Here is a 26805-nt window from a genome sequence, read left to right as displayed (position 1 = left end):
CTTACCGAGCCCGAATGGGCTCCGGTACCCATTCCCAGGCGCCATCGAATCCCATTTCCCCGGTACGTACCCATTCCACTGGTACCTACTGTTTCCACGGTTGTTTTCCACCACGGAACCGGATGCGGAATGGGCGGTGCGGCCAGGGGTCGCCCGGCCGCACCGCCTTTTCCTCCCGTTACCCTGCCGGGGCTCAGGTCACCGTGAGCACGAACTCGGTCGAGCCGGTCCTGCCCGCGGTGTCGGTCGCGGTGATGACGACCTTGTAGGTGCCGGGTTGGAACGGGGCGAACAGCGACATCTGGCTGCTGCCACCCGGGGACACGCTGGTGGGGAAGAACATCGGGGCGAAGGACAGGCCGGTCGCGCTGAGCCTGCTGGCGCCGGTGCCGCCCGCCACGGTGATGGTGGCCCTGGCGCTGGTGCCCCGGCCCACCGTCGCCGACGACGGCGACGCGGTCGGCTTGGGACCGTCGGTGGAGCCGCCGTCACCCACGGTCAGCGTGTAGGTCGCGGTCTTGGTGCCGGAGGTTCCCTTGGCACTCACCGTGATCGGGTAGCTGCCCTTCGCGGTCGACGCCGCGACGTCGAAGGTGACCTTGGCCGACTCGCCGGAGTTGATCGCCGCAGGCTGGAACCTCACCGAGACACCGGAAGGCTGGCCGCCGGCCGACAACTCCACCCGCTCCGGCTGGTCACCGGCCGTGGTCGCGACGGTCGCCGAGATGTACTTGCCGGGGTCGGCCTTGCCCGAGGTCGGGTTGACCGCGACGGTGAACTTGCCGTCACCGGGGGGCGTTCCGCCGCCGATCTCGGACCTGGCCCAGTCGCCCATCTCGTTGGTCAGCCGCGCCATGACGCTGTACCGGTCGCACCCGCTCGACCCCCAGGACACGACCCCGACGATGACGCCGTCCACGGTGAACGGACCGCCGCTGTCGCCGGTGCAGGTGCCGGTCCGGCCGTCGTCGTAACCGATGCACAGCATCAGGTCCGGGTTGACCCTGATGTTGAACACCTGGCAGTTGGTGGCGTCGTTGACCGGCAGCGTCGTCTTGTAGAGCACGCCGGAGCCGCCGTTGGCCGAGGTCCTGCCGTAGCCGACGGCGGTGCCGCTCTTGCCGGGCTGGGTCAGCGCGGTGTCACCGGACCCGGCCACCTTGACCCACTGGCTCTCCGGCACCGGGAGGTCGTCCTCGGTGGTCACGACGGCGACGTCGTAGCCGGTCTGCCACCCGCCGCTGCCGGTGTACTTGGGGTGCGTCTTGTACGAGGCGAGCTTGGTGCGGAAGCTCTCGTCACCGGCGGTGTTCAGGTCGTCGTCGCCGTAGAGGTAGTGCTTGGCCCCGGCGGCGTCGATCATGCAGTGCGCGGCGGTGATGATCTTGCGCTTGCCCACGACGGAGGCGGTGCAGGACTGGCCCTGCGGCCCACCGCCCCCGGCGCGCATGCCCGCGATGACGAACGGGTGCTCCCGCACGGTGGTCCGCTGGCCGTTGACGACCTGGGCGCTGCCACCGTCCACGACGAGCTGGTCGGTCGGGGTGGCCGCGGTGGCCGGGCCGGGGGCGGCGACCGCCGCGCCGGTCACCGGGACGGCGACCGCGGCGAGTGCCAGCACGGCGGCGAGCAACAACTTGCGCTCTCTCACTTCGATGTCCTTCTGTCGCAGGGAATCGAACGGTCGGGGCCCCGGTGACCGGACCACCGGCGGGGACGTCCGCGGCGGCCAAGAGGACTATCGGGTCCGGTCACCGGCCGAACAACCGTGGTAATCGTGGGTATCCGGTGCTGGACACGGCGGGCGCGGCGACAGATAGTGGTAGCCCGCGCGACTGGCACCGCGACGCCCCCTGCTCGTCGCCCGCCGGTCGCCGGACGAGGAGGCAGTCGTGGTGCGATCGATCCGGTCACCGGAGTTCGGTCGGGACCTGAGCCGGGTGTCGCGATCCGGCACGTTCGGGCAAGCGCTCGACGCGGCCATCACCGCGCGCGGGCTGACGCTCGACCGCGTCCGCTACCACCTCGCGGAGAAGGGCATCGACGTCAGCGTCGCCACGCTGAGCTACTGGCGGCGCGACCGCAGGCGCCCGGAGCGCGAGGAGTCGCTGCGCGCCGTGCGGGCGCTGGAGGCGCTGCTCGGGCTGCCCGCGACCTCGCTGCTCACGCTGCTCGGCCCGCCCCGGCCGCGGGGCAGGTGGCTGCGCCGGGAGACCGAGTTGCCGCTGATGGCCGAGTTCGAGAACCCCGACGAGGGCGAGCACACGATGGTCTCCGCGCACGACGTGTTCACCGTCGGCGCGGACGGCGAGGAACGCGGCGTCCGGTCACGCTTGGTGCTCAGGGGTGAGCGCGGACGGGTGACGCGGTGCCTGGTGAAGTACCAGGCGGACTCCCCCGACCTGCCCCCCGCGCTGACCGCCGTCCGGTTCTGCCGCCGGGGCGAGACGCGGATGGACGCAGCGACCGGGCTGATGGTCGCCGAACTGCTGCTCGACAAGCCGCTGCGCGCGGGCGACCACGCCGTCGTGGAGTACGAGATGGCCTCGGAACCCGGCCCCCGCGTGGAGTTCTACTACCGGCAGTTCCTCACCTCGGTGGCCGAGTACAGCCAGCAGGTGCAGTTCGAGGGGACCCTGCCGTCGCGCTGCCACGGCTTCCGCCGGACCTCGCTGCACGGGCCGGAGCAAATCGCCGAGCCGCTGACCGTCGGGCCGTCCGGGGCCAGCTGCCAGGTGGGGTTCAACCTCTCCCCCGGCATCGTCGGCACCCGCTGGACCTGGTGAACGGGTTCTTCACAGTTTAACTGTTGGACCCCGGTCGTCACCCGGGCGTTTTCACAGATTTCCGGATCATCCCACGTTTTACATCATCGTGATTGCTTCCTTACCGTAACTGCGGTCATCCTATCGGGCGTCACCCTGCGAAGTGACGACAGTTCCAGTCGTCCGAAAGGCACCCCGTATGCACCGCAAACTCGGGACAATCCCCCTGTCTGTTTCCGTCGCCGTTTCCGCCGCCGTCGTCGCGGGAACCGTATTCGCTGTATCCGGTTCCGCCGGTGCCGCCGACTCGGCCACCGCCGCCGCCACCGGCCCCGCCTGTTCGCTGTCCACCGCGGGCGAGCACTCCGAGAAGCCCGCCAGCTGCGTCTCCGCCGAGGTGTCGGTCGACCGACTGCCCGCGGTCGGCGAGTCGGCGACGGTGACGGTCAAGGTCGGGTCCCAGGTGGACGTGGCCAAGGCCAAGCTCGCGGTCAAGCTGCCCGACACCCTGCGGCTCGACGCCCGCGCCAGCGGGCTGTCCCAGCCGCGCGCGGTCGGCCTCGACCAGGTGGCCGACCAGCAGTTCGCGCTCTCGCCGCAGGGCCGCACGGTCACCTTCGGCGTCACCGCGCTCGCCGCGGGCCCGGTCAACATCCAGGCCGACGTGACCAGTGTGGACAGCCCGGCGGCGGACCGCGCCGCGCACGGCTCCACCACGCTGACCGTCGCCGACGCCAAGGGCGCGTCGAAGGCGGGCATCGCCGCCACCACGACGACCGGCATCACCCGGGTCGCGCCGAGCGCGGGCCTGGCCGCCCTGGCCCCGCCCGGGCAGATCTGCGCCACCGGCGCGTTCCAGTACAGCGACCCGTCCGGGAACTGGAAGGCCGGTCGCACGGTCAAGGTCCAGGTGGCGGGCAAGACCACCTCCTCGGCCGCGAGCGCGTACTACGCCTCCGGGTTCACCAGCGGCACCGGCACCTACTCGCTCTGCTTCACCGCGCCGGTCACCACCATGTACCAGGTGTGGGTGGAGTTCGGGGCGGACTCGAACCTGTGGCGGGTGACCAACAACGCGGGCACCTCCACCTACTCGGTGACCACCGCGGCCAAGAGCTCGGTCGCCAGCGGCTCCGACGCCGCGTTCGGCACCACCACGCCGACCTCGACGTACATGCGCGCCTGGCACGCCTTCGACAAGGTCAACGACCTGTGGGCGATCCACGGCACCAGCGCCTGCTGGACCACCCGCGAGACCAGCAACTGCCGCAAGATCACCATCCACTGGCAGCCGGGCAGCACCGACGGCACGTACTTCCAGAACCAGGTCGCCGTCGCCAACCGCTACATCGCGCTCATGGACGCCGACCCCGACTCCGCGCACACCGTGCTGCACGAGTCCGGCCACGCGCTGATGGACATGCTCTACGGCGGCTGGTGGGCCACCAGCGACTGCCCGTCGCCGCACTACCTGCACCTGCGCACCGGCACCAACTGCGCGTGGACCGAGGGCTTCGCCAACGCCGTCGCGGGCTACGTGATGGGTGACGGCCGCTACTACTGGGCCGACGGCAGCTGGATCGACCTCATGCAGACCAACTGGTTCAACTCGGGCCAGGCCGCGGGTCGCACCAACCCCAACGACGGCGACACCGTGGAGCTGCGCGTCGCGGGCGCGCTGATCGACCTGTGGCGCAATGTGGACAGCGGCCCCGGTGGGACCTTCGGGCTGATGGTGGGCAACACCTCCAGCAGCTTCCGGGAGTACGTGGTCACCGACCGGCCGACGAAGAACCTGGACATCTCCACCGCGACGATGAACCGGATCTACACCCACACCATCGACTACCGCAGCAGTGGCACGACGACCACCCGGCCGCCGACCACGACCACGCCGCCCACCACCACGACCCCGCCGACCACGACGACCCCGCCCACGACGACGACCAACCCGAACCCGGGCACCAACCTCGTCACCAACGGCGGCTTCGAGAGCGGCACCACCGGCTGGACCGTCACCGGCGGCTCGGTCGGCAACTGGACCTACTACGCGGCCCAGGCGGGTAGCTACTACGCGTGGTTCGGCGGCAACGGCCAGGTCAACACCGACACCGCCAGCCAGAACATCACCATCCCGGCCACGGCGACCTCCGCGACGCTGAAGTTCTACCTGCGGATCGCCACGGCGGAGTCGGGCACCACCGCCTACGACGTCCTGCGGGTGCAGGCCATCAGCGGCTCCACCACGACCAACCTCAAGACCTACAGCAACGCCAACGCCAACAGCGGCTACGCGTTGCAGACGGTCGACCTCTCCGCCTACAAGGGGAAGACGATCACGTTGCGGTTCTACAGCACCGAGGACAGCAACCTGCAGACGGACTTCCTCGTCGACACGGTGTCGGTCACCACGAGCTGACCCACCGTTGTCCCCCCGGGCCGGTCGAGCGCACACCCCCGCGCTCGGCCGGCCCGGCCGCATTTCCCCTTACGCGCCAGCCAGGTCCGCGATGAGCGTGGTGGGCTTGCCGGTGATCCGGGCGGCCGCGACCCGGCTGAGCACGGGGAGGTCCGCGAGGCGCAACGCCTGCCTGCGGACGACCAGTTCCCAGCGGGACCTCGGCAGGAACCACCGCGCGCCTGCCCGGCCCGCGCGTTGGCGGCCCAGCACCACCGGCCGCCACAGGCGTTCGTAGTCGGTGAGCGCGGCATCGATCGGCAGTCGGCTCAAGCGGTCGGCGAGCACGAAGGCCCCGCCGATGCCCAGTGAGGCGCCCTGCCCGGCCAGCAGGGACACCGCGTGCGCCGCGTCGCCGATCAGCACGACCCGGCCCCGGCTCCACGCGGGCATGATGACCTGGGCGACTTGGTCGTAGTAGAAGTCGTCGGGGCAGTGGCGGATCACTTCTGGCGCAAGGGATCCATAGGTGCCGAGGATCTTGGCGCGCGGGTCGGCGGGAAGGCCGGGGTCCGGTGCGCGGTGAACGGCGAAGACCGCCACGCGGCCGTCGCGCAGCGCGTAGTGCCCGATCTGGCGGTCAACCGTGTCCGTGAGGGTGATGTGGTTGTCCGCGCCTGGTCGCGGGTCGGGGTACTGGAACGCGGCGGTGTGCAGGCCGAGGTGGCGCACGAACCGGTCGTCGGCGCCGAAGGTGTGCCCGCGCACCGCCGAGTGGACGCCGTCCGCGCCGACCAAGAGGTCCGCTGCCAACTCGGTGCCGTCGTCGAGGGTGACCCGGACTCCGTTGCTCTCGTTGGCGATGGTGGTGACCGTCGTCGCGAACCTCAGGTCCACCGAGGTGGGCAGGCTCTCGCGGAGCACGCGTTCGAGGTCTGGCCGCAGGACGCTGATCAGCTTGCCGTCGACCGCCTCGGCGAAGCGCGAGTAGCTGATCCTGGCGCGCCGCTTGCCTGTCTCGTCCACAAGGGACGCTTCGTCGATGCGGTAGCCGACCCGTTCAACGGCGGGCAAGAGGCCCATCTGCGCGATGGCGTCGTAGCCGGGGCCGAAGAAGTCGATCAGGTAGCCCTGCGGCCGGGGACCAGGCGCGCGCTCCAGCAGCACGACCGTGATTCCGTTCGCGGCCAACCGGTTGGCGAGCGCGAGACCGGCGATGCCCGCGCCGCAGATCACGACTCGCATCACGACACCATCCGGCGCAACGCGGTGGCGGAAGGACCCGCGCCGAGTCCGCGGTGCAGGACCACGCCGTCGAGTGCGGCCAGTACCGCGGCGGCTGTGTCGTGTGGCGCCGCTACCCCTCGCTCCGCCAGCCAGTCACCGAACCGCTGCCGGACCCCGTCGACGATCGCGCTGATGTCCTTCCGGAGCCCTTCGTCGCGCATCGCGGCCAGGTATGCCTCGACGAACAGGACCGAGGTCGAGTCGGTGCCGGAAAAGCCCGCGATCATCGAGTCGACGGCGTCCCCAGGTGACTCAGCGGCGGCCAGCACGTCGTCCACAACGGACGCGACAGCACGCATCGCGCCCAGGACGGCCTCGGCGAGCAACGCCTGCATGGAGCTGAAGTGGTAGTGCACGACGCTCGGCGTGACCCCGGCGCGGTCCGCCAGCACCCGCGTGCTGACCGCCGTCCACCCCCGCTCGGGCACCAACTCGACCGCCGCCGCCAACAGCCGCCGCCTGACCTCGTGCCCCCGCGCCGCCGTCATCCCGAACCTCCAACTAGGGCGATCGCCCTGTATGACTGCCCTGACAGTAGCACTCGATCGCTTCCGCACACGATTTCCGGGTTCGACGAACCAGCGAGGCGCGGTGGGCAACAATCGGCGGGACGGCGACGACAGGGGCGGGGATGAGCGGGTTCGACATCAACCTGGGCGAGGTGCGCGCGCACGCCGACACGGTGGCGACGATCTCGAGCGAGGTGAACGCGGCTCTGAGGATCGCGCAGGCCACCGTGGGCGGGGACGCCTACGGGGCGATCGGGGCGTTCTTCGCCAGCGCGATCGCGCTGGCCAGCGACGACGTGCGCCAGGCGATCACCAAGACGGCGAAGGCGTACGCGGACGTGCAGGACGGGCTGCGCGCGGTGGTCGCCGACTACCAGGAGATCGACGACGCGCACGCGCGGGTGTTCGGCGGCGGGGACGGCACCGGCCCGGCGGCGACCGTGGTCCCGGTCCAGGAGCAGCCCTACTCGCACCGGCAGCGGCGCAAGGCCATCGAGGTGCTGGAGCGGATCTCCGCGCAGCACCCGGTCAGCGTCGCCACGGTCGCGTTGCCGCCGGTCAAGTCGCTGAAGTGGTGGGTGGGCGAGATCGCCTCGGCCAGCATCGGCGACCACTACCAGAAGGACGTCGCGCACGTGCTGGCCAAGCCGCCGACGAACGCGAACCTCAAGGAGCTGGCGGTCACCGAGACCAAGTTCTGGAACTCCGAGCGCGGCAACTGGGTCGGCGCGCTGCTGAGCGCCGACAACCGGTACGACCTGCTGGTCGGCAGCCGCGACGACTGGCTGGCCGAGATGCCGCCCGCGCAGCGCGCGCAGGTGCGCCAGCAGCTGGGCCTCTAGGACCCGCACCCAGGACCCCGGCCGTCTCGATGGCCGGGGTCCTGTGCTGTCGGCCGCCCGTTAGGATCTGCGCCCAACACGGACGGTTGAGCGAACAGCCGCCACCACCTCGTGGGAACGGCGGGGGTGTCGACGGCAGGTGGCCGCCGTCGGGGTCCGCCCGGCCCACCGGAGCGAAAGCGCGCCGCGATGAGCCAAGGCCAGGTCCCCCGTCCGTCCGCGTCGCGCTGGTCGTTGCGCCGGTGGTGGCTGGGCGCGTCGCTGCTGCTGGTGCTCCTGCTGCTCGGGTCCATGATCAGCGTCGGGTGGGCGATCGCAGACCTGACCAGGGCGCGGACCCGGCTGCTGGACACCATCGGCCCGGCCGTGGTCAGCGTGCAGCAGCTGGGCACCGCGCTGGTCAACCAGGAGACCGGGGTGCGCGGCTACACCCTCAGCGGCCGTGCGGAGTTCCTCACCCCGTACCAGACGGGGGTGGCGGACGCGGCCAAGGCCCGCGGCACCGTGGCCGCCTCGAGCGCCGAGCTGCCGTGGGTGGGCGCGGACCTCGAGCAGCTGGACCGGGCCATCGACGCCTGGCGCACCGTCTACGCCGAGCCGGTGATCGCCGCGACCCGCGCTGGCGCGCCACCGCTGGCGGTGGAGGCGGGCAAGGCCGAGTTCGACGCGGTCCGCTCGGCGCTGAGCACGCTGCAGTCCAAGCTGGAGGACGAGCGCACCGCGGGCCGGGCCGCGCTCAACACCGCGGCCTCCCGGCTGGCCACCACCTGCGTGATCACCCTGGGCGCGCTGCTGCTGGTCGTGCTGATCGGGGTCGGGCTGATGACGACCTCGGTGGTGCGGCCGCTGAGCAGGCTGGCCAACCACGTCCGGCAGGTCGCCGCCGGGGACTTCGACCACCCGGTGGTGGTCAGCGGACCGCGCGAGGTCGTCTCCCTCGGCCACGACGTCGAGTCCATGCGCGACCGGGTCGTCGCCGAGCTGGAGCGCGCGCAGGCGGCCGGGCGGGACCTGGCCAGGTCGAACGCGGAGCTGGAGCAGTTCGCCTACGTCGCCTCGCACGACCTGCAGGAACCGCTGCGCAAGGTCGCCAGCTTCTGCCAGCTGCTGGAGCGCAGGTACAAGGGCCAGCTCGACGAGAAGGCGGGCCAGTACATCGGCTTCGCGGTCGACGGCGCGCTGCGGATGCAGGTGCTGATCAACGACCTGCTCGCGTTCAGCCGGGTGGGGCGGCACACCGGCAAGCACGCCGACCACGACGCCACCGCCCTGGCCGAGCAGGCCACCCGCAACCTCACCGAGGCCATCACCGCCGCGGACGCCACCGTCACCATCGACCCCCTGCCCGCGGTGCACGGCGAGGCCCCGCTGCTGACCTCGGTCTTCCAGAACCTCATCGGCAACGGCATCAAGTTCCGCGGCACCGAACCCCCGACCGTCACCATCACCGCCGACCGCGACGGCCCGAACTGGACCTTCTCGGTCACCGACAACGGCATCGGCATCGAACCCCAGTTCGCCGACCGCGTCTTCGTCATCTTCCAGCGCCTGCACGCCAAGGACAGCTACCCCGGCACCGGCATCGGCCTCGCCATGTGCCGCAAGATCATCGAATTCCACGGCGGCACCATCTGGATCGACACCACCCACTCCGCGGGCACCCGCGTCCGCTTCACCCTCCCCGCCCTCGACACCCCCACCGACACCTGACCCCCGCCCCGCTTCGCGGGGTTATCCCCAACCCCGCAGGCCATCCACAGGCCCACGCCGCCTCTCTTGACAACCCGCCGATTTCGGTAGCGTCGAACGTGGGACCTCAGACCCCGGGAGGGCGGGCCCCACCACGCGAGTTGATCATGGAACTGGCGGGCGTCGGAGGGCGTTGACGGGGCCGCACGGCGGCGGGTTCTCGCTCGGTGAACAGGCGCCCACGCGGGGTGATCGCGGAACCCGCAGCGCCATTCCACCTGGATAGCCCTGGTCACGGGTCCCGCACGACAAGACGGCGATCTGCTCGGCGAGAGCGGTGCAGGGGCGGGTCAGGTGGTCGGGAAGTGGGCGGTGGTGGTGGTGCCGGGGTCCGCTGGGGTGATGGTGACCCGGGTGGCGATGGCGCGGAGGATGGTGAGGCCTCGGCCGCGGATGGGGAGGCGGGGGTCGGTGGGGGTGGTGGGTTCGCGCCAGGTGCCGTGGTCGGTGATGGTGATGCGGGTGGTGGCGGCCTCGGGGGTGGCGGTCAGGGTCACCGGGCCGGGTGGGCGGCCGCGGTAGGCGTGTTCGACGGAGTTGGTGACGGCCTCGTCGACGGCCAGGACGATCTCGCCGAGCAGGGGGCGGGGGACGCCGCGGGCGGTCAGCCAGGAGCGCAGGGCGGCGCGCACGACCTGGACGTCCTCGGGGCGGGCGGTGACCTCGATGCGCAGGACCGGCCCGGTCGCGCCAGGCGGCTCCAGCACCACGGCACCCGGGGCCGAGGCGTGCACCGCGTCCGACGGGGTGTCACCCGAGGTCACGCTGGGCTCGCCCTGGAGCGACCCAGTGACCTCACCGGCCGCGGTCGTGGCCTGGTCACGCGCGGTCTCGCTCACACGCGGACTCCCTCCTCACCGTCCGAACACCCTAGCCCAGCACGGGGGCGCCGGTGAAGCACGACCGTCCACACGCGACTGCAACCCCACCGACTACCCAACGTGCCCGCTGCGGTCACGGAACGCAGAAACGCGACACCGCCGGGTGGAGTCGGGTCATCTGGATGGATCATCGGCGAGTGGGTGTGCCAGGGTGGCCGCCGAGGGGCTGGCGGGAGGTTCGAGGGTGGGGTTCGACATCGGGGCCGCGAGTGTCGGCGAGGTCGGGTTGATCGGCGAGTGGGCGCACGAGGAGGGCTGGAACCCCGGCCGGTCCGACGCGCTCGCGTTCGGGCCCGTCGACCCGGGCGGGTGCCTGGTCGGCAGGCTCGACTCGACCCCGGTCGCCTGCGTGTCGGCTATCCGCTACGGGGCGGGGTTCGGGTTCATCGGCTTCTACATCGCGCGTCCCGAGGTTCGCGGCCAGGGCTACGGGATCCAGCTGTGGCACGCGGGCATGCGGCGGCTGTCCGACAGACTGGTCGGCCTGGACGGGGTGGTCGACCAGCAGGACAACTACCGCAGGTCCGGGTTTGTCCGCGCCTGGAACAACGTCCGCTACGAAGGCTCACTGTCCCCTGTGGACGACACGCGATTGGTCGACGCCCGAACCATCCCCTTTGAACAGATCGCCGCCTACGACCGTAGGTTCTTCCCCGAGCCGAGGGACACGTTCCTGTCCACCTGGATCGGGCTGCCCGACCGAACCGCACTGGTTGCCTTGCAGGACAACATCATCACCGGGTTCGGCGTCCGCCGAGACGCACGCGGTCCGGGGCGAATCGGCCCCCTGTACGCCGACTCACCCCGGACAGCCACAGCCCTGCTCGGCGCGCTCTCAGCCGGGAACCCCGTGGTGGTGGACGTCCCGGACGCGAACCCGGCCGCGGTGCGGTTGGTGGAAGAAGCCGGGTTCACCCCGACCTTCGAAGCCGCCCGCATGTACACCGGACCCGCCCCCGACATCGACCTAAACGGCCTCTTCGGGATCACCACCCTCGAACTCGGCTGAGTCGGGCGGCCACGCGATGGCGTCCTCCTCCGCCGACCTGGCCGCCCGCTCGATGACCTCCTCGGGGCGCAGCGGGCTCGCCGGGTGGTGCGACAGGCACAGCGGCGTGGTGACCTGGCGGAACCCGAACGCCTCGCTGGAGACGTAGAACTGGGCCCGTTCCAGCCGCGAGATGTCGGCGACCTGGCTGCCCTTCGCCCTGGCCATCTCGTTGGCCGCCGCGATCTGCGCCGGGCTGTTGAGCCTGCCGAAGAACTGCGTGGTCGCGTTCCCGACGATCTGGTTGTGCAGGCCCTTGGGCGCCTGCGTGGCGAAGAGCAGTCCCAGCCCGTACTTGCGGGCCTGCGAGGCCAGCACGATGGTGCTGCGCGTGCTGGCGGTCACCGTCCCCGACGCCGCAAGGGTTTGCGCCTCGTCCATCACGAACAGCGCCCCGAGTGGGCGGTCACCGGCCGGGTTGCGCTTGGCCCAGGCGAACAGCTCCATCTGCAGTTGGTTGACGAAGTTCTGCCGCTGGGCGTCGGCGGGCAGCCCGATGAAGCTGATCACCGACACCCTGGCGCGCTTGCCGGGGCGGGGGGTGAGCAGGTCCCCCGGGTCGACCGCCGTGCCGCGCCCGGCGAACAGCGGGTCGTTGACCATCGCCGCCTTGAGCGCCTCGGCCAGCTCGCCCGCGATCTTGCGGCCGCTGTTGAGGGTGCTGACCCCCTCCGGCAGGTCACCGAGCACGGCGATCAACCCGGGCAGGCTCCGCGACCCGGACCGCGCGTGGTGGATGACGGCCTGGCGCAGCACGGCCAGCCCCTTGTTGACCCGGACCGTGGTGCCGGTCAGCCGCAGTTGCGGGGCCAGGCTGGCCACCGCCACCTCGACCGCCGCGGTGAACTCGTCCTCGTCGTCGAGCACACCCGCGAAGTCCGGCAGCGGCTGGAACGCCAACGGCCTGCCGTTGGACCGCCCCGGCGTCCACACCACGACGTCGGTGCCCGCGAGGTAGCGCTCGGCCAGCGCCGCGTCGTGCTCACCCCACGCCTCGGGCGCCTGCGGCCACGCGTCCCCGAGCCGCGCGAGGTCGTTGTTGGGGTCCAGCACGATCGCCGACACCCCTTGCAAGGCGCACTCTTCGATGATCCGTCGCAAGAGGACCGTCTTGCCGGATCCCGATCCCGCGAACACGACAGCGTGCTTGCGCAACGCCGCCAACTCGATCCGCAGCGGCTCCCCCGCGCCACTGGTCACCCCCAAGCCGACACCGTCGAGCTCCGCGGGCGGCGGGTGCGTATCACCACTGCGGTGCCCCGACTCGGCCAGCACCGCGCTCAGGAACGCCGACCCGGTGGCCGGTCGGCGCTCGACCAACCACTGGTGCAGCCCCGGGACCTTGTCCGCCATGAGCCTGTCCAACGCCCAGTAGGTTCGAGCGTCCTCATTGGACAATTCCATCCACACCCCGCCAGCCGCCTTGAACGCCTCAAGCTCGGCCTGGGTCTTCACACCGGCGGACCACTTCCGGTTGCGGATGATGATGAGCTTCTGGTCGGCGCTGTCGCTGAGCCCGACGACGGCCTTGCGCGCCTTGCGGAACCGGCTCAACGCGGCGAGGTAGTGCGCGTGCGGGATGGCCCGGAACGCCCACTGGACCACGAGGTCGGCCTCTTCGTCCACCGTGCACTTGATCCAGGCGTGCAGCTCCTTGGCGAACCCGGGTGACTCCCAGGCCAGATTGTCGTTGCCCACCTCGACCATCCACGACCGCAGCGCGGCGGAGAGCACGTCCGGCATGAGCTTGTCCCCGGTGTCCTGCCCGAACAACGCGTCCAGGTCGGCCTCCGCCCTGGCCTTCTCGAACAGCTGGTCCAGTTCCGCACCCTGTTCGACACGCTCGACGCGTTCGACCGGGGTCACGGGGGGCGCGGCCTGCTGCTCGGCGAGCTCGTAGTTCCTGAACGAGGTCATCTCGCGGATCTGCCCGGTGCGCAAGCAGCCGTCGATGTGCGCGCCGATGCGCTTGAGCAGCTCGCGCGGCGTCATGTCGTCCCAGCCCTGGTCGAACGCCGACGGCGCCACCGGCCAGGTCGGGTACGGCGGGGTGAAACCCATCGCCGCGTAGGCGGCACCAAGTCGCTTCTCCACCAACGCGTGGCCGGTGGCACCGTCCGGGATCCGCCCCAGGGTGCGGAGTTCCCGGAAGCGGTCCGGCACGGTGTCCGCCGCCCGCTTCTTGACCTGCGCCCACGTGTTGGGCAGGCAGGCCAACACGGTCACCGTCCGGCGGGTGATCTCCCGCAGCCGCATCAACCCGTCGGCGACCTCGGCGAGCTGGCCCTCGGCGTGGCCCGAGGCGTAGGTGCTGTGCTCCGACCTGGCGACGAGGCTGTCGAGCTGGTCGACGCACATGACCACCGGCCCGGTCAGCGCGAGCAGCCAGGTGATGTCGCGGACCAGGTCCATCGGCGACTTGGGCAACCGCCGCACGCCCCACCGCTGCCGGTCCCGGTGGTCGATCAGCTCCAGGTAGTCCTCGGCGATGTCATTGGTGGCATCGGACTCCGTGGCGTAGAGGACCAGTATCCGCGCGGTGTCGGCGCACTCCTTGCCCACCACGCGGTCGAGCGAACGCAACCCCGCGATGAACGCGTCCAAGTGCGCCTTGGTCAGCCCGCGCCCGGCGAGGACCACCGCCGCCGTGTCGTCAGGGATGATGCCGTGCGCGCAGACGCGGCGCAGGAAGCTCCGCAGCTGGGTCTCGCCCGAGTCGTCCACGCGCTCCAGGCCGTGCCGCAGCGCCTGGACGGCGGTCGCCCAGAAGGCGTCGCCGGTGGAGATGTTGTTGAGGAAGAAGTACCCGCCCACGGCGTGGAACTGGCGGCGGGCCATGCCGAGCAGGTGGGTCTTGCCGACCCCCTTGATGCCCTGCAGCACCAGCCCGACCGGGCTGGGTCCCGCGCTGGCCACCGCGTCGCGGGCACAGGTGTCGGTCGCCACCTGGACATCCGGGTGCAGTCCGTCCACGTGGAACGGTGAGTCGACCCACACGTGGTCCGGGGTGTCCGCCCAGTCGAAGCGCAGCGTGGCGAGGGCGGCCTCCTGATCGTTCATGACGCCCCGATGGAGATCAGGTGGTTGTCCTCGCCGCCGACCTTGACGGCGGCCTCGTGGTCGGCGGCGGTGAGCGCCTTGCGGTTGGACTCCGGGGCCAGGTCGATCACGCGGCGCCTGCTCAGGTCCTTGAGCACCTCGTCCACCGCGGCCCGGTCGACCCCGCCCAGCATCGGCCGCAGCTCGGCCAACCCGGCCCAGTCCCCCGCGTCGACCAGCTTGGCGTAGGCCGAGCGGACGCGGCGCTCGATCTCCTCCGGGGTGATGTCCACCTCGACGCCGAACACGTCGGTGATCGACAGCCGCTGCCGCCGGAGGTACTGGTCGAGTCCGGAGAGGATGACGTACAGGGCCGGGGCGAACGTGCTGCGCGGCGCGGGCCGGGGCGGCTCACCGGCGGCGAACTCCTCGCGGCACCAGTCCAGGCCCGCCTTGGTGAGCGAGTGCACGTAGGGCCTGCGCTGGGTGTCGGTCTCGACCAGCTCCCGGTCGTTGAGCGCGCGGCGGTCGGCGCCGTCGAGGGTCAGGCCGTAGGCCTTCAGGTCGGTGTTGGTGACCGCCTTCCCCAGCACCAACATCGTGAACATCACCGCGGTCTGGTTGTGCCCCAAACGATCTGCCATGGGAAGTCCTCTCGTCCTAGGTGGTGCTCGTGGATCGGGTCTGCAAGACGCGCACGGCGAACTCGATCGCGTCGCGAGTGTCGGCGGGCGCGGGAACGCGGTACCCATGGGTCCTGGGCCTGGTCAGCACGGCGAGGTCGGCACCGAGTTCACGGGCTCGCACGTCGTCCCCGGCCTTGACGGCGGTGCTGATGTCCCGCACGAGTTCCGCGGCCACACCCCACAACGCCGGTCGCATGGTGGCCCGACCTGCCCGGCGGAGCAGGCCGATCAGGTCGACCTCACCTGCCACTTCCCGGAACACCTTGTTCAGCTGGTCGACGACGTCCTTGGCGACGTGCTCGGCGCGATGGGCGGAGCCGAGCCGCTGATAGCGCAGGTTGGCCAGGAACCCGGGGAGCTGCGCTAGGTCCGTGCTCGCGGTGAGCACGACGAACACCCGCCGGTCCTGGCCTGCGGTGCGGTACAGGAACAGCTCGGCCTCCGCTTCCTGCCACCGCGTGGGTTCGCCGTCGATGAGCAGGCACAGGTGTTCAGCGGCGTCCGCGGCATTGGCCAGCATCTCGCGGTCGCCGGAGAGCGCGCGTTCAGCCGATAGCCCCGTTGCCCGCAGCGCGTCGACCAACTCGTCGGCGAGATCCTTGCTCTGCCGAGGAGAACTGACGCGGACCGCATGGGCGAAGGCGCGGTTGCGGGTGCGGATCGCGGTGACGAAGGCGTCCCGGTTGTCCGCGAGCAGCACCGTGCGGTCGAGGTCGTGCGCGAGGACCGCGGCGATGGTCTCCAGTGCGTAGCTGATCTGGTCCGGAGTCGGGGTTTCCTCCCGGTTCACGGCCAACTGTTCGCCGAGCGCCCAGTAGGAGACGTACGGGATGGTCAGGTGCCGGGACATGACATCGGCGGACACCCGGGCGTCGACCCAGTTGTCGAACAGCTCCCTGGTCTCGCGCAGGCAGGTTTCCCGCCACTGCTCGGCCTGCGCGTACTCGTCCCGGGTGTCGAACCTGGACAGCACGGGGACGACCGAGAGCCTTGGCCTGTCAAGCGGCAGGCGGTCCCGCGCGGCGTTGGCCAGCTTGGCGACGTTGACCGCGCCTCGGATGCTCTGCACGTTGGCGGTGTAGAGGAGGACCAACCGGTCCGGAAGGTGCGCGGTGCAGATGCCGCCGACATCGGATATGCCGGTACGACTGTCGAGCAGGACGAAGTGGTACTGCGAGGTCCACTGCCGACGGCATTGCTCGAGGTACTCGCCAAAGCCGTCGTCGTACAGGCGCGCCCAGTCGATGGCTTGGACCTGGCTGTAGTACTCATCACCGTCACGGCCCGCTGGTATGAAGTCCAGCCCGTCATCCAGCCGGATGGCCCGGTCCACGAGCAATCCAGCGCGGAAGTCGTCCACCAGGTCGACGACTCCAGACTCCAGCGGATGATGGATCTTCGAGTCGAAGTAGTGCCGCAGACCGGGTGCCTCCAGATCCCAGTCGACGGCTAGCACGCGAAACCCCCACCGGGCCAGCAGGACAGCGATGTTGGACATCGCGAAGCTGCGGCCCACGCCTCCCTTGAAGGAGTAGAAGGTGAAAACCTTCCCGATCTTCTCGGTCATGGCTGCAACCTCGGCAACCGCATGCCTGCGACAGCACTGGGAACCGGTTGCAGGATGGGCCAGTCCGGCTGCCAGTCAGGTGGTTTGAGCACCGCGTCCACCATGCTCTCCGCGAGCCTCTCAACCGCCTTGCGGAAATCGAAGTAGGCGTGGGTGTCCTGGTAGTTGATCGGCGGTTGGTTCCACGGGCGCAGGTCCAGCGGGCGCCGTCGGGTCGCCCAGTCCGGGAAGTGCCGCGAGTCGCTGTAGGTCACCGGGTAGATCAGACCGTAGGTGTGCATACCCATGTCCTCTTCACGCTGGACCATGGAGTCCCACTCCGCGACGCACCACTCGCTCTCGAAGTACATCGGGGAGAGCACCGCGACCAGGACCCTGGTGCACCGCAACGCTTCGTACAACGCGTCCGGCCACTTCGCCCCGATGCCGACCTCTTGGTCGAAGAAGACCTGAACCTTCTTGGGCAGGTTGTCGTTGAGGAGTTCCTTGAGCCGCGGGTAGAAGTGGTGGCGCACCCAGGGGCTGACTGTCTCACTCTCCCGGTCGTAGCTGATGTACACGTCGTACTCGTACACATCGCTCCTTCGGGAAGGCGATCGGGCCGGTTGATCGTAAAGGCGTTCGGCGCGGTGGAGACAGGGGCGAAAACCTGACAAAAAGACGACAGAACATGGACACCGGCCGGGTTCGCGACAACCGGACGACAAGTGGGTGACAACTGTCGACCGGTGCCGCGTGGTCACGGACAATGCGTCTCGCGCCGATAGTCGTAATGGCCCGGGGGAAAGTCACAAAGGAGTGTCGATGTCGGAGAGTTCGCCGCCGCGCGTGTTCGTGACCTATTCACACGACACCGAGCGGCACAAGCGCTCGGTGCGGGAGTTCGCGACGTACCTGCGGTCCAGGATCGGGTTGGACGTCCACTTGGACCAGTGGGCAGACGGGGCACGGCAGGACTGGTCGCTGTGGGCGATGGAGCACCTGCGGGACGCGGACTTCATCCTGGTGATCGCCTCGCCCGAGTACCAGCGCAGGGCCGAGGGCCGCGCCGCGCCGCATGAGGGGCGCGGCGCCCAGTTCGAGGCGGCCATCATCCGTGACCACCTCACGAAGGACCTGAGGGCGGGCAACGCGCGAGTGCTGCCAGTAGTGCTACCGGGCAGGTCCGTGGACGAGATTCCGGCATTCCTGACCCCGTACTCCACGACCCACTATGTAATCGACGAGATCACGGAGAGCGGCGTCGCCTACCTGGCATCGGCCATCACCGGCACCGCCGACCACCCGACCCCGCAGCGGGCGCCGTGGCGGGGCGGGCTGGAGAGCAAGGCGCGCGAGCAGCCCAGGTTGCTGCTCAGCGACGCCAGCCGCTGGCTCGACAGCAGCGACGACTTCAACATCGGCACCGCGAGCATCGAGGGCGTTCCCTACGAGAACAGCCTGCTGCTGCGGCCCGTGAGCACCCCGGTGGTCCGCAGCTACATCGAGGTCGACCTCGGCGTGGGTACCTACCGCGAGTTGACCGCCACCGCGGGGATCGTGGACGACGCCGTCGAGCGGTTCCAGACCGGCCGCATCGAGGTCTCCCTCGACGGCAAGCCCCGGATGATCGAGACCGTCGCGTGGGGCAGGCCGGTGACGATCCGGCTCGACCTGGTCGACACCCGCAGGCTGCGCCTGGAGATGTACCGGCCCGCCCCCACCGCCACCCCGTTCGGCGGCGGTGGGACCGGGCTCTCGCGCAAGCCCCCGGAGCTGGCGTGGGGCAACCCGACCGTGCGGTGACCCGATCAGGAGCCGATGACGTAGCGCACGTGGGTGGTCGCGGCGGTGTGGCGCACCTCCACCGGCGTGAGGCCGAACGGGCGGACACCGGTGAACAGGCGTTCGCCCGCGCCGAGCACGTACGGGGCGATGTGCAGGCGGAGCTCGTCGACCAGGCCCGCGCCGAGGTACTGGTTGGCGGTGGAGGCGCCGCCCGCGATGGACACCCAGCGGTCCCCCGCGGCGGCCTTCGCCCGGTCGAGCGCCTCGGTGATACCGCCGGTGACGAAGTGGAACGTGGTGCCCCCGTCCATCACCAGGTCGTCGCGCTCGTGGTGGGTGAGCACGAAGACCGGACCGTGGTACGGCGGCTCGGCGCCCCACCAGCCGGTCCACTCCGGATCCCAGGCGCCGCGGTGCGGGTCGAACATGTTGCGGCCCATGATGAACGCGCCCGCGTCGATGACCCGCTCGCGCTCGACCGCGTTCTCCTCGGCGGCCTCCAGCGCCCAGCGGTGCAGCTCGGCCCTGGCCGGGCCGTCCCCGAACGGGGCGTCCAGCCGCTGGTTGAGGCCGGTGACGTACCCGTCGAGTGATGTGGAGATATCGCAGAAGACCTTGCTCATGGTGTCCTCCTCGGTGGTCTGACCTGGTGACGGAGCCGCCCGGGGGTGCTCGACAGCCGAGCGCGGTGACCCCGGTCACCACCGTGTGACTTCGGTCAAAACTACTCAGGTCGCCGTGACCCCGGACTATTCTTGGGGGTGCGCGCGCCGACGCCGGGTTCGGCCCGCTCGGTTGGAGACCGAGGGGGAATCACGCGGTGAGTGACTTGGCGATCACGGTCCTGCTGTGCGTGGCGGTGTCGATCATCTACGCGATCGCCGCGCTGATCCAGGCGCGGCTGGGCCACCTGTCGGTGCGCGAGCTGACGAAGGTTCCTGTGTGGTGGGTCGCGCAGGCGCTCAACGTGGCGGGCGCGGCGCTGCACGTGGTGTCCCTCGGGTTCGGCCCGCTGTCGTTGATCCAGCCGCTCGGCGTGCTGACCCTGGTCATCGCGGTGCCGTTCGCGGCCGGGGCGGCGAAGCGGCGGGTGACCGGGCTCGAGCTGAGCGGGATGGCCTGCACGGTGGTCGGTCTCGCCGGTCTCACCATGATCATCGCGGGTTCCGGCCGGTCGGCGGCGCTGACGGCGGGCCAGTTGGCCGTGCTGCTGGCCGTCGCGTGCGGCGTGGTCGTGGTGCTGGGGCTGCGCGGTCGTCGTGCGGGCGCGTCGACGGTGTGGGAGGCGGCGGCCGGTGGCCTGGCCTTCGCGGTGTGCTCGGCGCTGTGCCAGACGGTGGTCGTCAACTTCGGCGCGAGCGGACCGGGCTTCCTGTTGTGGCCCGTCACGATCTTCACCATCCTGGCCATCGCCGCGTTCGCCATCAGCGCCACGGTGCTGACCCAACGCTCCTACCGCGACGGTCTCGGCGCGCCGCTGGCGGTCACCAACCTGGTGAACCCGGTCAGCGCCACCCTCATCGGCATCGTGTTCCTCGGCGAGGAGCTGGGTGCCTCCCCCGTCGAGCTGACCCTCGCGGTCCTGTGCGGCATCGTCGCGGCCCTGGGCGTGACGCAGCTGGCGCGCGCCCGCGAGGCCGAGCCGGTGACCGTCTAGGCGGTGTGCAGCGCGACGTAGGCGTCGATGCTGCGGGCGGGCGGGCCGTCGGCGAACACGGTGCCGTGGTCGAGCACGATGACGCGGTCGGCGGTGGCGGCCAGGTCGAGGTCGTGGGTGACCAGGACGACCTGCTGGGTCAGGCCGGTGATGAGCCGGGTGACGCGGTGCCGGTTGGGCAGGTCGAGCAGGGTCGTCGGCTCGTCGAACACCAGGTGGGTCGGGTCGGTGATGAGCACGGCGGCGATCGCCAGCAGCTGCTTCTGACCGCCGCTGAGCAGGTGCGCGGGGTGGTCGCGGTGCTGGTCGAGGCCGTGTTCGAGCAGCGCGGCGGTCACCTTGGCCGCGCGCCGCTCGCGGGTCAGGCCGTGGCGCTTGAGGCCGAAGTCCAGGTCCTCGGCGACCGTGGGCATGATGATCTGGATGTCCGGGTCCTGGAACACGAACCCCACCTTGCGGCGGATGGCCTTGCCGTCCTTCTTCGTGTCCAGCCCGTCGACGCGCACGCGGCCGCTGGTCGGCAGCAACAGTCCATTGAGCAACCGCGCGAGCGTGCTCTTACCGGAGCCGTTAGCGCCAACGATGGCGATACGTGGTTCGGCGAGGGTGAGGCTGATGCCGCCGAGGACCTTGTGGTCGCCGTAGTCGTGGTGGACGTTCTCCAGTTCGATCACGCGGGCTTGACCAAGGGGTAGGCGCGGCGGACCGTGACGGCCGTGAGCGAGGCGATGATGACCTTGGCCAGGTCACCCGGGAGGAAGACCACCGATCCGGTGATGGCCTTGCCCAGCGGTAGCCCTGCGGAGACCGACATCCAGGGGACGCCGATCACGTAGAGCACCAGCGCCCCGCCGACCGCGTTGGCCAGCAGCGCCGCCGCCAGGTTGTACCGCCGCCACAGCCACTCGGTGATCAGCCCGGTGACGAACGCGCCGACCGGGTAGGCGAGGACGAACCCGCCGGTCGGGCCCAGGATGACCCCGATGCCGCCGCGGCCGCCCGGCAGCACCGGCAGGCCGATGACCACCAGCACCACGAACAGCAGGATGGCCAGCCCACCCCGGCGCGCGCCGAGGATCGACCCGGCCAGCATGACGCCCAGGGTCTGCGCGGTGAACGGCGCGGGCACCAGCGGCAGTTCGATCAGCGGCACCAGGCCGAGCACGACCATGATCGCGGCGAACAGCGCCACCAGCGCGATGTCCTTGCTGCGCAAGGGGTTCCTCCTCAGTCCGGGCCGCCGCGCGCCTCGATGGCCGAGCCGAGGCCGTCGGCGAGGCGCAGCGTCTTGATCAACAGCGGGGTGAGGAACCGGGTGCCGCGCAGCCCCCTGGCCCGGTGCGCGGCCCGCACCTGGTCGGCCTGCTCCTTGAGCACCGGCACGAACCGGATGGTCAGCGCGACCAGCAGCCCGACCCGCTCCGGCCGCACGCCCAGCGGCCGCAGCGGGCGCAGCACGGCCTCGACGGTGTCGATCATCGCCGAGGTCCTGGTGGTCAGCGTGACCAGGTTCGCCAGCGCCACCAAGACCAGCACCCGCTGACCCACCAGCACCGCCGTCACCCACCCGGTGAGTACCAGTTGGGCGATGACGATCGCGATGAGTACCGGTAGCACCGGCCGGAGCTGGCGCAGCCCCACCCGGGCGGGCACCTTGGCCACCGCGTAGCAGAGCGCGACCACCAGCAGCACGGCGCCGAGGGCGGCGATCGACCGGACGAAGAACAGGCCGGTCCCCACGGCCAGCAGCACCGCGAGCTTCGCCCCGGCGGGCGAGCGGTGCACGGGAGAGCGCGCCTCGTGGTACAGGCTCAGCATCGCTGTCCCCGCTGATCGGATGGTTGGTTCTTTCCCCGGCAGAACCTACCAGTGCCCTTTCCCGCGCGACCGATAGTCCTCCGTCGCGCGCCGTTGTCGCCGGACCCACTTGACATCAACCACGAGGCGACTACCAGCGACAACACTTTTCACCCGGCACGTGAATCGCGCCACACAATGCGCGCGCGGCATTTGTGGTATAGACCTGCGCGGTTCCGGGAATAGCGCCGTGGGAATTCGGCCAACGGCGCCGCCGAAGCGGTTCGAGCATGATCGACACGCCCGGGATGCGGACGACTGCAACGCGTGGTGGGGCGGCGGTGTTCTGCGGGTGAGAGCTGGGGTCTGTCGAGTTGTGGGTGAGGAGTGCCCGAGATGGTGTCGGACAACGAGGCGGTGCGCAGACCGCTGCTGCTGCTCATCGGCAGCAGCGCGCGCCGCGGCCGGGAGTTCATCCTGCGGGCGGTCGCCCCCAAGTACCGGCTGTGGCTGCTGCAGCCCGCCGAGGTGAGCTGGGAGGCGCCCTACATCGTCGGGAACACCGTGGTGGACAACACCGACCACGACAAGCTCGTGGCGGCGGCGCGCGAGGTCGCCGCCGTGAACGAGGTCGCGGGGGTGTTCTGCTACGACGAGGGCCTGGTGTGGCCCACCGCGTCGGTGAGCGCGGCGCTGGGGTTGCCCGGCAACGCGCCCGAGGCGATCGCGGCGTGCCGGGACAAGAACGCGACGCGGGTGGCGCTGGCCGACGCGGGCGTGCCGCAGCCGGTGTCGATCGGCGTGTACGACCTGGACGGGGCGCTGGCCGCCGCCGGGGAGATCGGGTACCCGGTCGTGGTCAAGCCGCGCGGGTTGGCCGGGAGCATGGGCGTGAAGCTGGCCCGTGACGCCAGCGAGGTCGCCGACGCGTACGCCGCCGCCACCGCGATCACCTACCCGGGTGTGCCGGTGTTCGACATGTCCGTGCTGGTCGAGGAGTACGTCGACGGGCCGGAGATCAGCGTGGACGCGGTGTTCCACGACGGCCGGTTCGTGCCGCTGGCGCTGGCCCGCAAGCAGGTCGGCTTCGACCCGTTCTTCGAGGAGACCGGGCACGTCGTCGACGCGGCCGACCCGCTGCTGTCGGACCCCGAGCTGCTGGAGGCGCTGGAGCGCGCGCACAAGGCGCTCGGCTTCCACACCGGCGTCACGCACACCGAGTTCCGCCTCGGCTCGCGCGGGCCCCGGCTGCTGGAGGTCAACGCCCGGCTCGGCGGTGACTCGATCCCCTACCTCGGCTACCTGGCGACCGGTGTGGACATCGCGCTCGCCGCCGCCGACGTCGCCGCGGGCCAGGTCCCGGACACCGCGGTCAAGCACCGCAAGGTCGCCGCGGTGTCGTTCCTCTACCCCGAGCGCGACACCCGGGTCGACGAGATCTCCGTGCACCAGGACAACCTCGGCCCGCACATCCACGAGGCGATCGCGATGACCGACCCCGGCGCCGTGCTGCGGCTGCCGCCGCGCGGGTACATCGCGCGCTACGGCCGGATCATCGCGGTGGCCGACACCGTCGACGAGGTCACCGCCGCGCTGGCGAACCCGAGCGACCTGGTGGAGCTGACCGGGACCCCCGTCGAGGTGGGCGCGTGAACCAGAGCGACCACCCCTCGGTGGTGCAGACCCTCCGGCAGATCTCCCGGCCGGTGTGGCTGCTGCTGGTCGGCATGCTGGTCAACCGGCTGGGCAACTTCCTGCAGATCTTCCTGGTGCTCTACCTGACGCAGAAGGGCTTCAGCGAGACGGAGGCGGGCGTCGCGCTCGGCGCCTACGGCATCGGGTCGGTCGTCGGCGTGTTGCTCGGCGGCACGATCGCCGACCGGTTCGGCTACCGGTGGACGATCGTGGTGTCCATGGCGGGCGCCGGTGCGTTGACGGCCGTGTTGGTGCACCTGTCCGCGTTCTGGCTGGTGCTCGTTGTCGCGGCAGCCACCGGTTTGCTCGCGCAGGCGTACCGCCCCGCATCGTCGGCGATGCTGGTGGAACTGACGCCGGAGAAGCAACACGTCATGGTGTTCGCCGTGTACCGACTGGCGTTCAACCTGGGCACGACGGCGGGTCCGCTGCTGGGCGCGCTGCTGATCGCGTACTCGTACGACCTGATGTTCTATGTGGACGCTGTCACCTCGGTGGTGTTCGCGCTGTTCGCACTGCGGCTGCCGCACGCGGTGGCGTCGGCCAAGGACGAGGGCGAGGAGGGGCAGCGCAAGTCGTACCTGGCCGTGCTGTCGGACCGCGGGTTCACGCTGTTCATGCTGGCGCTGTTCCTCAACGCGGTCGTCTACATCCAGCACATCGCCGTGCTGCCGCTGCAGATCACCGCGGACGGGCACGGGCCGGGGGTGTACGCGGCGCTGCTGTCGCTCAACGCCATCGTCGTGATCGCGCTGGAGTTGCCGTTCACCAAGTTCGTGCAGCGGTTGCCCGCCAAGGTCGCGGTCGCCCTCGGGGTGGGCCTGGTCGGCGTTGGGATGAACCTGTACATCGCGGGGCCCGCCATCGCGATGTTCGTGGTCGCCACCCTGGTCTGGACCCTCGGCGAGATCATCGGCACCCCGACGGCTTCGGCCTACCCCGGGCAGGTCGCTCCCCCGGGACTTCGCGGCCGCTACATCGCCGCGGCGGCATTCCCGATGCAGATCGGCTACGCGATCGGCCCGGCGCTCGGTGTGGCGCTGTGGACGGTGTGGCCTTCTGGTGTGTGGTGGGGCTCGTCGATCATCACGGTGGTCGCCGTTCTTGCCGCTGTGGTCGGCATGCGGCAGCCGGTGTCCTCAGAGGACACTGTGGTTGCGCCTTCGCCCGGGGCGGATGTTCCCCTGGATGAGGCCCACGCCGGTCCCCGCGACTCGTCCTGACCTCTCCCCCAGCGGTGGTGGGCCGTCCCCCGGCCCACCACCGCACCCTACTTTCGGGGCGGGGACCAAGATCGAACGTCGCTGAGCAGCCCCCGAATCCAGTCTACTGAGAGGCGGGGTGGGGCTGGAAGATTCGCGTTCGGGCTGTGGACAACCCTTTGCGCGCCGGGGACAACTCCGGCGTGGCCGGGGACAACTCCGGCGTGGGGGCTGGGCGAGGTCGGGCGCGGCTGATGCGGAACCGGGGCGAGCGCGGTCAAGGCGGGCTGGCGAGCGGGCTCGGGCCCGGTTCAAGATCGAATCGGGCGGAGCAGCCCCCGAGACCAGTCTATCGGTGGGCGGGGTGGGGGTGGAAGGTTTGTGCTCGGGCTGTGGACAACCCTGTGCGGGGCTGGGGAGGAGCTGTCCACAAGGCTGGATCCTGTCCACAGGGCCAAATGTGCGCGGCGAGGGTGTGGCCGATGACCGGTACGCTGTATATCGGGGGCTGCTTGGTGCGGTTCGATCTTGGGACGAGTCGGAAGCCGGTGGTCGTGCTGTGGGTGTGACTGTGCGGTCGGCGGTGACGGAGTTCGGGGAGGTGTCCGTCGCGGTTCGGGGTGGGGCTGTGGTGGGGTGTCAGTTCATGCCCGCGGAGCGGCTTGGGGAGCGGTTCGGGGGTGGGCGGGACGAGGCCAGCGAGGTTGTCCTCGCTGACACGGCCATCGCGGAGGTTGTGGGGTTCTTGGCGGGTGAGGTGCGGGAGTTCAGCGTGCCGTTCAGGCTTGGTGTCTCCGAGTTCGACAACCGGGTGCTGACCGCGCTCACCGAGCGGGTCGGGTACGGCACGACGGTGAGCTACGGGTGGTTGGCGCGCGAGCTCGAGTTGCCGATCACCGCGTCGCGGGCGGTGGGCAAGGCGTTGGCGGGGAATCCGGTGCTGGTGATCGTGCCCTGCCACCGGGTCGTCGGGTCCTCCGGCGCGCTCACCGGCTACGCGGGTGGACTCGAGGTCAAGCGCGGGTTGCTCGACCTGGAGTCCACACCGGACAGCGGGGACCTGCGGTTGTTCTGAGCCCTCAGGTGGCGTCGTGGAAGATGATGCCCAGGGTGTAGCGGAGTCCACTGTGGATCTCGCTGACCCCGTGCCGGAGCACCACCCGGCGCCAGCCCCTGGTCGCCGAGGGCACCGGGCGGTCGCGGACGGTGAAGATCATGCCCTGGCCGATGCGCGGGCGGGCCACCAGCGGCCGTGACTGCGCGCGCGGGCGCTGCTCGACGAACACGTTCTCGCCGCCGGTGAAGTCCTCGTCCGGTTCGCTGAGCATGACGGCCAGCTGCAGCGGGAACACCACGTCGCCGTAGAGGTCCTGGTGCAGGCAGTTGTAGCCACCGGCCTCGTAGCGCAGCAGCAGCGGAGTCGGACGGTGTTGTCCGGCCCGCGCGCACAGTTCGTGCAGCCCGGCCAACTCCGGCGGGAACTCCTCGGTGCCGAGCCTGCGCGCCCAGGTGTTGGCGATCTCGGCGAGCGGGCCGTAGAACTCGCCGCGCAGCCGGGTGACCGGGTCGGGCAGCGGGTGCTCGAAGTAGCGGTACACGCCCTCGCCGAACTGGTGGCGGGCCATGACAACGGTGCTGCGGAAGCGGTCCCGCTCGTCGAACAGGTCGCGCACCTCGGCGCACTCCTGCGGCGAGAGCAACGGCGGGGTGAGCGCGAAGCCGTTGCGGTCGAGTTCCGCGGCGAGCGCGGTCCAGTCCAACCCGGCCGCCGCGACCACCTCGGTGCCCGGCGGGGCGGGAGTGCGCGCGGGTTCCTCGGACAGGCCGGGCATCGCCAACTGGCCGTACTGCGAACTGCTCATGGGGAGGGCGCCTCGCTCGAATGGGGGTGCGGCACCCAGCCTACCCGCACCGGG

The 26805-nt window shown here is 70.5% G+C and carries 23 protein-coding genes; 10 read left to right on the top strand and 13 right to left on the bottom strand.

The genetic code is table 11. From position 1 onward, the window contains the following. Nucleotides 1-193: 193 nt before the first annotated feature. Nucleotides 194-1651 (bottom strand): S1 family serine peptidase, encoded by a 1458-nt coding sequence (locus tag LV79_RS28620; protein WP_253841395.1) that lies wholly within the window; start codon nt 1649-1651, stop codon nt 194-196. Between the two features lie 241 nt (nt 1652-1892). Here LV79_RS28620 and LV79_RS28615 point away from each other — a divergent pair, with 241 nt between their 5' ends. Together LV79_RS28615 and LV79_RS28610 are read left to right on the top strand one after the other, a co-directional pair. Continuing rightward, the gene (locus tag LV79_RS28615) at nt 1893-2786 is read left to right on the top strand and encodes an XRE family transcriptional regulator (RefSeq protein ID WP_253841394.1); all 894 of its coding nucleotides are present in this window, start codon (nt 1893-1895) and stop codon (nt 2784-2786) included. Nucleotides 2787-2964: 178 nt separating this feature from the next. Beyond that, entirely contained in the window at nt 2965-5184 is a 2220-nt protein-coding gene (locus LV79_RS28610) for a M6 family metallopeptidase (RefSeq protein WP_253841393.1), read from the top strand. A 69-nt stretch (nt 5185-5253) separates the two neighbouring features. On the opposite strand, the gene LV79_RS28605 is transcribed toward LV79_RS28610, so the two are convergent. Together LV79_RS28605 and LV79_RS28600 are read right to left on the bottom strand one after the other, a co-directional pair. Further along, nucleotides 5254-6408, bottom strand: coding sequence for an FAD-dependent monooxygenase (locus LV79_RS28605; protein WP_253841392.1), 1155 nt, complete (start codon nt 6406-6408; stop codon nt 5254-5256). Continuing rightward, nucleotides 6408-6938, bottom strand: a complete 531-nt coding sequence (locus LV79_RS28600) for a TetR/AcrR family transcriptional regulator (RefSeq protein ID WP_253841391.1) — start codon at nt 6936-6938, stop codon at nt 6408-6410. The genes LV79_RS28605 and LV79_RS28600 overlap by 1 nt, the downstream gene beginning before the upstream one ends. A gap of 143 nt (nt 6939-7081) precedes the next feature. Between LV79_RS28600 and LV79_RS28595 the strand changes: the two genes are divergently transcribed. Together LV79_RS28595 and LV79_RS28590 are read left to right on the top strand one after the other, a co-directional pair. Next, entirely contained in the window at nt 7082-7801 is a 720-nt protein-coding gene (locus LV79_RS28595) for a type VII secretion target (protein ID WP_253841390.1), read from the top strand. Nucleotides 7802-7990: 189 nt separating this feature from the next. Continuing rightward, nucleotides 7991-9511: a sensor histidine kinase gene (locus tag LV79_RS28590; protein WP_253841389.1), complete on the top strand. Its 1521-nt coding sequence runs from the start codon at nt 7991-7993 to the stop codon at nt 9509-9511. A gap of 329 nt (nt 9512-9840) precedes the next feature. Here the strand turns inward: LV79_RS28590 and LV79_RS28585 are convergent, their stop codons facing one another. Further along, nucleotides 9841-10389 carry an ATP-binding protein gene (locus LV79_RS28585; protein WP_253841388.1) on the bottom strand — a complete coding sequence of 183 codons (549 nt, stop codon included), beginning with the start codon at nt 10387-10389 and terminating at the stop codon, nt 9841-9843. 226 nt (nt 10390-10615) lie between these two features. Here LV79_RS28585 and LV79_RS28580 point away from each other — a divergent pair, with 226 nt between their 5' ends. Next, nucleotides 10616-11440, top strand: coding sequence for a GNAT family N-acetyltransferase (locus tag LV79_RS28580; RefSeq protein WP_253841387.1), 825 nt, complete (start codon nt 10616-10618; stop codon nt 11438-11440). On the opposite strand, the gene LV79_RS28575 is transcribed toward LV79_RS28580, so the two are convergent. Genes LV79_RS28575 through LV79_RS28560 form a run of 4 tightly spaced genes read right to left on the bottom strand, consistent with a single transcriptional unit; the run spans nt 11399 to nt 17346 of the window. Further along, entirely contained in the window at nt 11399-14539 is a 3141-nt protein-coding gene (locus LV79_RS28575) for an ATP-binding protein (RefSeq protein ID WP_253841386.1), read from the bottom strand. The genes LV79_RS28580 and LV79_RS28575 overlap by 42 nt on opposite strands. Next, nucleotides 14536-15162: a hypothetical protein gene (locus LV79_RS28570; RefSeq protein ID WP_253841385.1), complete on the bottom strand. Its 627-nt coding sequence runs from the start codon at nt 15160-15162 to the stop codon at nt 14536-14538. The genes LV79_RS28575 and LV79_RS28570 overlap by 4 nt, the downstream gene beginning before the upstream one ends. Nucleotides 15163-15178: 16 nt before the next feature. Beyond that, on the bottom strand, nt 15179-16771 hold the full coding sequence (locus LV79_RS28565; protein ID WP_253841384.1) for a KGGVGR-motif variant AAA ATPase: 1593 nt from the start codon (nt 16769-16771) through the stop codon (nt 15179-15181). Beyond that, on the bottom strand, nt 16768-17346 hold the full coding sequence (locus LV79_RS28560; protein WP_253841383.1) for a TIR domain-containing protein: 579 nt from the start codon (nt 17344-17346) through the stop codon (nt 16768-16770). Before LV79_RS28560 ends, LV79_RS28565 begins: the two co-directional genes overlap by 4 nt. Before the next feature lie 229 nt (nt 17347-17575). Between LV79_RS28560 and LV79_RS28555 the strand changes: the two genes are divergently transcribed. Beyond that, nucleotides 17576-18556, top strand: a complete 981-nt coding sequence (locus LV79_RS28555) for an SEFIR domain-containing protein (protein ID WP_253841382.1) — start codon at nt 17576-17578, stop codon at nt 18554-18556. A gap of 5 nt (nt 18557-18561) precedes the next feature. On the opposite strand, the gene LV79_RS28550 is transcribed toward LV79_RS28555, so the two are convergent. Then, nucleotides 18562-19161, bottom strand: a complete 600-nt coding sequence (locus LV79_RS28550; protein ID WP_253841381.1) for a dihydrofolate reductase family protein — start codon at nt 19159-19161, stop codon at nt 18562-18564. A gap of 197 nt (nt 19162-19358) precedes the next feature. Between LV79_RS28550 and LV79_RS28545 the strand changes: the two genes are divergently transcribed. Further along, entirely contained in the window at nt 19359-20195 is an 837-nt protein-coding gene (locus LV79_RS28545) for a DMT family protein (protein ID WP_253841380.1), read from the top strand. Here the strand turns inward: LV79_RS28545 and LV79_RS28540 are convergent. Genes LV79_RS28540 through LV79_RS28530 form a run of 3 tightly spaced genes read right to left on the bottom strand, consistent with a single transcriptional unit; the run spans nt 20192 to nt 22013 of the window. Beyond that, nucleotides 20192-20869: an energy-coupling factor ABC transporter ATP-binding protein gene (locus LV79_RS28540; RefSeq protein ID WP_253841379.1), complete on the bottom strand. Its 678-nt coding sequence runs from the start codon at nt 20867-20869 to the stop codon at nt 20192-20194. The two genes, LV79_RS28545 and LV79_RS28540, sit on opposite strands and share 4 nt — an antisense overlap. Continuing rightward, the gene (locus LV79_RS28535; protein ID WP_253841378.1) at nt 20866-21411 is read right to left on the bottom strand and encodes a biotin transporter BioY; all 546 of its coding nucleotides are present in this window, start codon (nt 21409-21411) and stop codon (nt 20866-20868) included. The genes LV79_RS28540 and LV79_RS28535 overlap by 4 nt, the downstream gene beginning before the upstream one ends. A gap of 11 nt (nt 21412-21422) precedes the next feature. After that, on the bottom strand, nt 21423-22013 hold the full coding sequence (locus LV79_RS28530) for an energy-coupling factor transporter transmembrane component T family protein (protein WP_253841377.1): 591 nt from the start codon (nt 22011-22013) through the stop codon (nt 21423-21425). A 375-nt stretch (nt 22014-22388) separates the two neighbouring features. On the opposite strand from LV79_RS28530, the gene LV79_RS28525 reads away from it, so the two are divergent. The 3 genes from LV79_RS28525 to LV79_RS28515 all read left to right on the top strand — a co-directional run bounded on the left by LV79_RS28525 (nt 22389) and on the right by LV79_RS28515 (nt 25964). Then, nucleotides 22389-23645: an ATP-grasp domain-containing protein gene (locus LV79_RS28525; protein ID WP_253841376.1), complete on the top strand. Its 1257-nt coding sequence runs from the start codon at nt 22389-22391 to the stop codon at nt 23643-23645. Then, a complete protein-coding gene (locus tag LV79_RS28520) occupies nt 23642-24910 on the top strand; it encodes an MDR family MFS transporter (protein WP_253841375.1) in 1269 nt (422 codons plus the stop codon). Before LV79_RS28525 ends, LV79_RS28520 begins: the two co-directional genes overlap by 4 nt. A 625-nt stretch (nt 24911-25535) precedes the next feature. Beyond that, nucleotides 25536-25964 carry a methylated-DNA--[protein]-cysteine S-methyltransferase gene (locus LV79_RS28515; protein WP_253841374.1) on the top strand — a complete coding sequence of 143 codons (429 nt, stop codon included), beginning with the start codon at nt 25536-25538 and terminating at the stop codon, nt 25962-25964. A gap of 4 nt (nt 25965-25968) precedes the next feature. Here LV79_RS28515 and LV79_RS28510 read toward each other — a convergent pair whose 3' ends face one another. Continuing rightward, nucleotides 25969-26751, bottom strand: a complete 783-nt coding sequence (locus LV79_RS28510; protein ID WP_253841373.1) for a 2OG-Fe(II) oxygenase — start codon at nt 26749-26751, stop codon at nt 25969-25971. Between the last annotated feature and the right edge of the window lie 54 nt (nt 26752-26805).

Source organism: Actinokineospora globicatena (assembly GCF_024171945.1).
Lineage (GTDB): Bacteria > Actinomycetota > Actinomycetes > Mycobacteriales > Pseudonocardiaceae > Actinokineospora > Actinokineospora globicatena.
The sequence above is the reverse complement of the archived record's forward strand: the minus strand, read 5'-3'. Positions and strand labels throughout refer to the sequence as shown.